Source organism: Rhodopirellula maiorica SM1, assembly GCF_000346295.1.
GTDB lineage: Bacteria > Planctomycetota > Planctomycetia > Pirellulales > Pirellulaceae > Novipirellula > Novipirellula maiorica.
Genome location: NZ_ANOG01000262.1, coordinates 1 through 7,564, shown reverse-complemented (window position 1 = coordinate 7,564; position 7,564 = coordinate 1). Strand labels below are relative to the sequence as shown.

Genomic DNA, 7,564 nt, shown 5'->3' with positions numbered 1-7,564 from the left:
CTCTGTAGTATTTATCAGACGCTCGATGGATTATTCGCCAACCATAATATTTACCGAACCAGCGAGACAGCAATTTACGGATAAGACTTTGCATAGTTGGTTCTCGTCTACGCGGCTGCGTACAGCAGCGTTTGAAGTTGGATGATTGCTTTGCGGAGTTCTTCCACGCCGCCAAACCGCTTGGCGATCTCGATCACGTTGCCGTGTTCGCTGATTGGCGGAACCTCCAGAACGTCTGGGATGACGAACTGAGCGGTGCCATGTTCTGTGTACTTGTCGAGTAGTTCGTTGAGAATACTGCGTGCCTCAGGGCCGAACTGCTCGAAGAAGTCGCTGCGATCGCTTCGCAGTCGCTGAGCACGTTCACGGCGTGTCCTTAACGGTGCGTTGAACGCTAGGTGACAGATCAGATCGAGTGGGTCGGCATCAGGTTGGTTCGCCGATTCGGCCAACTGGTCGAAGTCGATGCCGCGATCTTCTAGCTTCTCAATGATGTCGCTGCGCTTTTGCGGATCCGCCCACTCGCCTCGCAACTCGGCAGCGTTGCGATACAGCGTCCGCACCTTGTCAGCTGTGTAATCGGTGAACTGGACGACGCGAAGTTGCGTTCCGTCAGGGTCAAGTTCGTAGACTAGATGCGCGGCGATCTCGACTTGGCCACCATCGAAGTAGAATTTTCGCCGTGGCTCGTCAGGTTCATCTGGCGGTAGTTCAGTGGTGACCTCGTAGCCTTCCTCTTCCTCTTGAACCGTGATGACTTCATCGACAACCGTTTCGCCTTCGTCGTTGATTGTCTGTTCGGTTTCGATGGCCGGATCGCCATCAAAGTCAGGGTCCGCGAACAATCGGGTTGCCGATCCAGTGTAATCGAGGATGCTGAAGAACAGTTTTCCGTAGTCGTCTCGTACCCGCGTCCCGCGACCAATGATCTGCTTGAACTCGGTCATCGAGTTGATGATCCGTACCAGTACGATGTTCTGAACGGTAGGGGCGTCAACACCGGTAGTTAGCAGTTGCGATGTGGTCAGAATGACTGGGGTGCGTCGTTCTAGATCCTGGAAGTTGCTCAGGTGTCCGCGACCGATTTCTTTTTCGTCGGAGGTGACGCGACAAACATAGTCGGGGTAATCGCGAACCAAGTCCACGTTCAAATTGTTGAGGGCGCGACGCATTTCGTCGGCGTGTTCCTGGTCAACACAAAATACGATCGTCTTGCCGAAGCGGTCGGTCTTTTTCAAGTACTCCGTGAGGTGCTTAGCGACGGCGTCCGTTCTCGCACGTAGCGAGACGACTCGTTCAAAATCCGTGGTTTGATACTCTTCGTCAGGAATCTCGCGACCGAACCGATCGAGTTCGCCCGCACTGGGTCGCCAACCGACCGCGTCCCAAGTCGTGACGATCCGGTGGACGCGATACGGCGCAAGAAAACCGTCGGCGATCCCTTGCCGCAGACTGTAGGTGTAGATCGGATCGCCGAAGTAGTCGTAGCTGTCGGCATTGTCTTCGCGGCGTGGCGTGGCGGTAAGGCCGACTTGAATTGCTGGCGAGAAGTATTCGAGAATCTCACGCCAACTGCTGTCGTTGCGAGCGCTACCTCGATGGCATTCGTCGATCAGTATCAAGTCAAAAAAATCACGTTCGAACTCTTTGTAAAGCCCTGGACGGTTTGCGTCTTCGGCAATGGATTGGTAGATCGCGAAGTACATCTCGCGGCTTTGCACAATCTTGCCGCCGGTGATCTTGTAGCGCGCGTCACCAAATGGCGCGAACGTCTTAGCCATCGGATCGTCGACCAAGATGTTCCGATCAGCGAGATACAAGATTCGCGGCTTGCGATGGCTACCGGTTCGGTTCCAACGCGATGACCACAGCTTCCAGCAGATCTGAAAGGCAACGACGGTCTTGCCGGTTCCAGTGGCCATCGTCAGCAAACTTCTTGGCGTGCCGCCGGCTATTGCACCGACAGCGCGGTTGATCGCGATCTCTTGGTAGTAACGCGGGGAAAATCCGCTCAAGTGATATGCCGGCGCGAGAACTGATTCGGCGGCCGTCTCGGTAATGGATTCTGCTTGCGTGAGTCGTCGCCAAAGCTCGTCTGGGGTTGGAAACGCAGTCAGCTCCGATTCGATGCCAGTCGTGTAGTCAAACTCGACAATCCCGTGACCGTTGGTCGAGTAAGCGAACATTAGACCAAGGATCTCGGCGTAATCTTTGGCTTGTTGCAGTCCGTCACTCGGCGTTGCGTACGATCCCTTCGCTTCGACGACAGCGATCGGGAAGTCGGGTCGGTGGCGAAGGATATAGTCGGCCCGCTTTCCGGGCCGTCGTTTGGCTCGCCTGCCTGTGACGATGATCCGGCCATCGGTAAAAGTGACCTGTTCGTTGATTCGGTGCGGTTCTTCCTCCCAGCCCGCAGCCTGGAGGCGCGGGACGACGTACTTTCGGCAGGTATCGGCTTCGTTGGCCATTGTTGGAAGTCGCGAAAATACGCGGAAAACAGCCACGCGGCTGTGCAGTGAACAGCAAACATGCTATCGTTTGGCCTTGAAAAAGGCAACAAGACGGCAAGTTTAAGAGCAATTGAAGCTGGACAACGCCCGCTTCGTAGCAATCGAAGGGCATGACAGACGTGCTCTGGGCAAGAACGCCGCTATTCATGGAACGCTATGAGCAACACAAAATTCAGCCAAATCAACTACACGCTTACAACGCTGTTAGATGGCATCGAGCTTGGCAGCATCGGGCTTCCCGATATCCAACGTCCGTTCGTTTGGTCGAACACAAAGATCCGCAATCTGTTTGATTCGATGTATCGCGGCTACCCCGTCGGATATTTTTTGTTTTGGCAAACCGGTGCAGAGCTGAAGGCAAAGACGATTGGAACGCAGAAGGAACAGCTCGTTCCTCAGATGTTGATCGTCGATGGCCAGCAGCGGCTTACTTCGCTCTTTGCGGTGCTGAAGGGCATTCGTGTCGTGGACGAAGACTACAAGAAGCGAAAAATCGAAATTGCTTTCCGGCCATCGGACGAGCAATTCGCCGTCGCCAACGCTGCCTCCAAGAACGACCCCGAGTTCATTCCCGATATCTCACGCCTCTGGGAAAAGGGCGGCAACATCTTCTCATTCGTCGGATCGTTCTTGAAGAACCTCTCGGAGCATCGCGAGAAGAATGGGAAATCGCTTGATGCGGAAGAAGAATCACTGATACAGACACGCATCAATAAGCTCTACAGCTTGAGCCAGTATCCGTTCACTGCACTCGTGCTTTCCGAGAAGGCTGAGCCGGAGGAAGTCTCTGAAGTTTTTGTGCGGATCAATAGTGAAGGCAAAACGCTCGATCAAGCTGATTTCATACTGACGCTAATGTCGGTTTACTGGGATGAAGGACGTCGCGAATTAGAGGACTTTTGTCGTGCTGCGAAGCAGCCGTCAACGGACACTGCCAACCCATTCAATCACTTCCTCCAACCAAGCCCCGATCAGCTCTTGCGACTCGGAGTTGGCCTCGGTTTCAATCGTGCCGTGCTGAAGTATGCGTATGCGTTGCTGCGTGGTAAGGATTTAGCCACAAGCGAATCCAGCCCAGAGATTCGAGAAAAGCAGTTTGCGACCCTAAAAGACGCTCAGAAGCAGTCGCTAAACCTTCAGAACTGGCATGACTTCTTCAAAGTGATCCAGCAGGCTGGGTTCCGCAGCGGCAAGATGATCAGCTCGAAGAACGCGATCTTATACAGCCAAATCTTTTATCTGCTTGGGAAGTGTCAGTACAAAGTTGACAAGTTCAAACTCGCCCAAGTGATCGCTCGCTGGTTTTTCATGGTCTCAATCACGGGCCGCTATTCGAGTTCGCCTGAATCGGTCATGGAGAGGGACTTGCGAGACATCAGCCAGTGTGCGGACGCCGATGCATTCGTTGCGTGGATTGACGGGAAAATTGACTCAACCTTCACGAACGACTTCTGGAACATTGCGTTACCAAACATGTTGGTGACGGCTGCGGCATCCGGTCCGGCACACTATGCCTATTACGCTGCATTGAACTTGCTCGATGCCCGCGTGCTGTTTTCGCAAAAACGAGTGTTTGACCTTCTCGACCCATCACTCAATGCGATTCGCGCCGGAGCGGAAAAGCACCACCTGTTCCCTCGGAAACACCTGGAAGACGCCGGAATTTCCCAGCAACGCGAACGAAACCAACTCGCCAACTATGCATTGGTGGAATGGGACGACAACAACGCGATCTCAGCGTCAGCTCCCGGTGACTACGCACCCGAATACGAAAGTCGATTCAGCGACGACGATTTGAACAAGATGTATTACTGGCACGCTTTGCCGGTAAATTGGCACCAGATGGAATACTCCGAATTCCTCAAAGCTCGTCGCAAACTTATAGCGAGGGTGATTCAGGACGGCTATCGAAAGCTGGAATCCAAAGGACATAAAGAGCCCGAACTCGGAATTGTCGCGGTCGACAAAATCGTCGCTCAGGGCGAAGGCAACGGGATCGAGTTCAAGTCAACGCTCCGCGTTAATCTGCACACCAACCAGAACGACATCAAAATGGAGCACTCGGTACTGAAGACCATTGCTGCGTTCCTGAATACTAGCGGTGGGTTTCTTGTTATCGGGGTTGATGATTCAGGAAATGCTTTGGGAATTGAAGTCGATAAGTTTTCCAATGAAGACAAGATGAATCTTCATTTAGTCAACATCATCAAAGAACGGCTTGGCACACAGCACATGCTAAACATTCAGCCACATTTCTGCGACTTCGGCGGCAAACGTGTTCTCGTTCTGGAGTGCAAGGCCGGCTACGCGCCTGCCTACTTAAAGCAAAAAGACGGATCCGAGCAGTTCTTTGTCCGGACAGGCGCTGCAACTTCCGAGTTACTGCCGAGTCAGATTCATACCTACGTGAATCAACGATTCTAAAGTTGCATAAGTATAGGATCACTACAGCGCCCTCGGGAGAAATGCAAAAAACGCCCGCAGAGAACTTCTCCTCCGCGGGCGTTTCGATCGTAGTATAGGCTCTTAGCCTGTGTTTTCGACAGGCAGGATGCTTATCCCACTTTACAGTGCGACGGACTCCACTTCGCGGACGAAGCGGGACGCGTCGTTTTCTAGGAACGATGAGACGATGTTGAACACGGCGTCACTGAAGCCGCCGATGTTGAGGATGTCGTCTCGCTCAGGTGCCTGGCTGGTTCCGTAGGGTTGGATGTCGATGCAGACTAGCTTCGGATCGACAACGCCGAGTCCACGCTGGGTCTTCTTGAACTTCTCCCATTGGGTCATCACGCCGGTTGAACCGTTTTGGCCGTAGCCGTATCGTCGCCCCGAGGTGATCCAGCTTTCGTTGTCGCTGACCAGCACGATGCCGGCGAAGGCTTGCTTCGCGTAACGTGTGTTGGCTTCAACGAATGGCAGCGAGCAATCCGTTCCTCCGCCTCCGTACTTCGACAAGCGTGCTGACAGTGACAGGATCGTATCGCTTGGATCGACCTTTGCCTTGTAAACCTGCGTATCGAACGGAATCACGACACTGTCTGGGTTGCGACGCAGGATCGCTGCTGCGAACAGTGCCGCAACATCGACGCATCGCATCTTTGACGTTCCGCCCCCACCGCCATGTCGACCCGCACGGTTACCCGTGACGGCACATCCCATCGAACCTGACGTGTCGAGTCCGATGATGACTGGGCCTGGTAACTTTGGCACGTTTCCGCACGCGATCTCGGCAGCGTCATGCAACGCCGTCTTGATCTTGCTTGGAACCTCGTCCGATGCATTCATGTAAGCTGCCAGAAATTGGTACGGGAACTGACGGCTGCGAGCGATCGCGTCGCGGTTAGCCAGTTGGCCGACCACGTAGTCGATCATCGCGTTGTCGGCTCCTGCGAATCCGAGGATTCCAGGCTTCTTGAATGCGTCGTGACGCAATAGCGTGTTGAGGTTCATTCGCAGTGCTTGCGGTCCCATTTGTCGTGCAATCGCCTTCCAAACCAACGGTCCCTTGGCTGCGTCGGCTAGCAAGTCCCATCGAACTTGCAGGTCGCCCGCGATCAACGCCTGTGCCTCGGCCGTGTCGGCGCCGCGGAACGCGATCAGTGACTGAACCGTCGCCGGTAAGTCGGTTTCCGTTGCCGGAGCCCACTTGTCGACTGGCTTATCGGTCAGCCAGCCGAACAACGCACGACGTGTGTTATCCTTCGGCGTTGGACGTGCCATTCGCAGGATGTCTCGCAGGCTCGGATCGTTTCCGATCGAGGCGGAGAGCAACTTGCCAACAGACGCGTCGTTCAGCCAACGTTGAAACGCACGCTGCAGCGAAGACGATAGGCCCTTGCGACCAAACTGTCCCGAACGAGTCATTTGGAAAACGGTGCGCAGAACGCGGCCGTTATCCGCGACTCGGTCGAAGACTTGGTGCATCAGCTTGGTGTCTCGCGTTGACAGCACGACCAGCAACGCCGCCGGCATGTCCTTCATGTAAGCACGCTCACGTGAATAGACGGCCAGCTTTGCCAGGAACTCGTTGTCGTCGATCTCGTCGATCAGCTTTCGCATCGCGTCGAGTTGGTTTTGCGCAGACTCATAGTAGACGTTACCGAACGTGCCGGTCGCCGCCATTTGCGCAAGCGCATGCTTCGCGGACAACTTGTACGCTGGTCCGCCCGCTTCGTTGACCACGGTTGCGCGTGGCAGGAAGCTGGTGATGCTTTGGAATAGAGACTTGTTGGCCATGGTGACCTCCTTACTAAAAAGCGATCCGACGAAGTTTGGTGCAGAGGTTGCTCCCAAATGAGCTTCGCCCCGTTGTGGGGCCGCGACCGAGAAACGTCTCGGCGCGGTTGGAGTCGGGACGACAGGAATCGAACCTATGGACTCCACTCCGGCAGTCGGATCGGTGTTTTTGCATAGCGCCACCGCGAGCGAAACGTCCCGAACGAAATGGGACCGTCTCGACACGCAATGGTTTGCCCTGTCGCGGGGTAAGCTTGCAGCTTGCCGTTCAGGTGAATGGCAAACTGAATGCTAACCCCACTTGGTAGTAATGCACTGTGTTTGCCTTGATAAAAGGCGAGATCGATGAAGCGGGCGAAGCAAAAAGTTAGAAGCGTGAAAAGTTAGGAATCTGATCCCTTCTAACTTCAAACTTCCAAAGTTCGTGTACGCTTTCTATCTCGTTTTCTTCTTGGCGGCCTTTCGCATTTGTTTCCAAAGCGAGCGACCGTTGTCTCGGTCAAGCCGGACGAGTTGTTGCTGTCGTGTGTCGAACGCGATCAGGTTGCCTTTGGGGCGCTTCGCGTAAACGAACGGCAAGCAAACGGCGACGACTTTGTGCGGTTCGCCAACTGCACGCGGCAGGTAGCGAGTCCGTACGGGTTCGTCGATGGGTTGTGAGATGCCCGAGCAGCTCCATAAGTAGGAGGGAAGCTCGATGATCTCGCTGAGGATGGTGACGTAGTCACCTTTGGCGATGTCTTCGCCAGCGATCCGGGCCGCGACGGTGGTCACGGATTTGGATCTGGTTTCGGTTGTGGTTTTCATGTTTCCGC

4 protein-coding genes and 1 tRNA gene are annotated in these 7,564 nt (G+C 54.5%); 1 reads left to right on the top strand and 4 read right to left on the bottom strand.

Annotated features, from left to right (window positions below):
- Positions 1-107: 107 nt before the first annotated feature.
- Positions 108-2,468 (bottom strand): EcoAI/FtnUII family type I restriction enzme subunit R, encoded by a 2,361-nt coding sequence (hsdR, locus tag RMSM_RS08250; protein WP_008694088.1) that lies wholly within the window; start codon positions 2,466-2,468, stop codon positions 108-110.
- A 198-nt stretch (positions 2,469-2,666) separates the two neighbouring features.
- Here hsdR and RMSM_RS08245 point away from each other — a divergent pair, with 198 nt between their 5' ends.
- A complete protein-coding gene (locus tag RMSM_RS08245) occupies positions 2,667-4,934 on the top strand; it encodes a GmrSD restriction endonuclease domain-containing protein (protein ID WP_008694086.1) in 2,268 nt (755 codons plus the stop codon).
- 141 nt (positions 4,935-5,075) lie between these two features.
- Here RMSM_RS08245 and RMSM_RS08240 read toward each other — a convergent pair whose 3' ends face one another.
- From RMSM_RS08240 to RMSM_RS08235, 3 genes are all read right to left on the bottom strand, one after another.
- The gene (locus RMSM_RS08240; protein WP_008694085.1) at positions 5,076-6,749 is read right to left on the bottom strand and encodes a TROVE domain-containing protein; all 1,674 of its coding nucleotides are present in this window, start codon (positions 6,747-6,749) and stop codon (positions 5,076-5,078) included.
- Positions 6,750-6,862: 113 nt separating this feature from the next.
- A tRNA-OTHER gene (locus RMSM_RS40425) sits at positions 6,863-6,950 on the bottom strand.
- A gap of 234 nt (positions 6,951-7,184) precedes the next feature.
- A complete protein-coding gene (locus RMSM_RS08235; RefSeq protein ID WP_008694083.1) occupies positions 7,185-7,556 on the bottom strand; it encodes a hypothetical protein in 372 nt (123 codons plus the stop codon).
- Positions 7,557-7,564: the final 8 nt, after the last annotated feature.

Bases quoted from the DNA above. Each gene is read 5' to 3' on its own strand.
- RMSM_RS08245 (WP_008694086.1), top strand. From the start codon at position 2,667: ATGAGCAACACAAAATTCAGCCAAATCAACTACACGCTTACAACGCTG.
- RMSM_RS08240 (WP_008694085.1), bottom strand. From the start codon at position 6,749: ATGGCCAACAAGTCTCTATTCCAAAGCATCACCAGCTTCCTGCCACGC.
- hsdR (WP_008694088.1), bottom strand. From the start codon at position 2,468: ATGGCCAACGAAGCCGATACCTGCCGAAAGTACGTCGTCCCGCGCCTC.
- RMSM_RS08235 (WP_008694083.1), bottom strand. From the start codon at position 7,556: ATGAAAACCACAACCGAAACCAGATCCAAATCCGTGACCACCGTCGCG.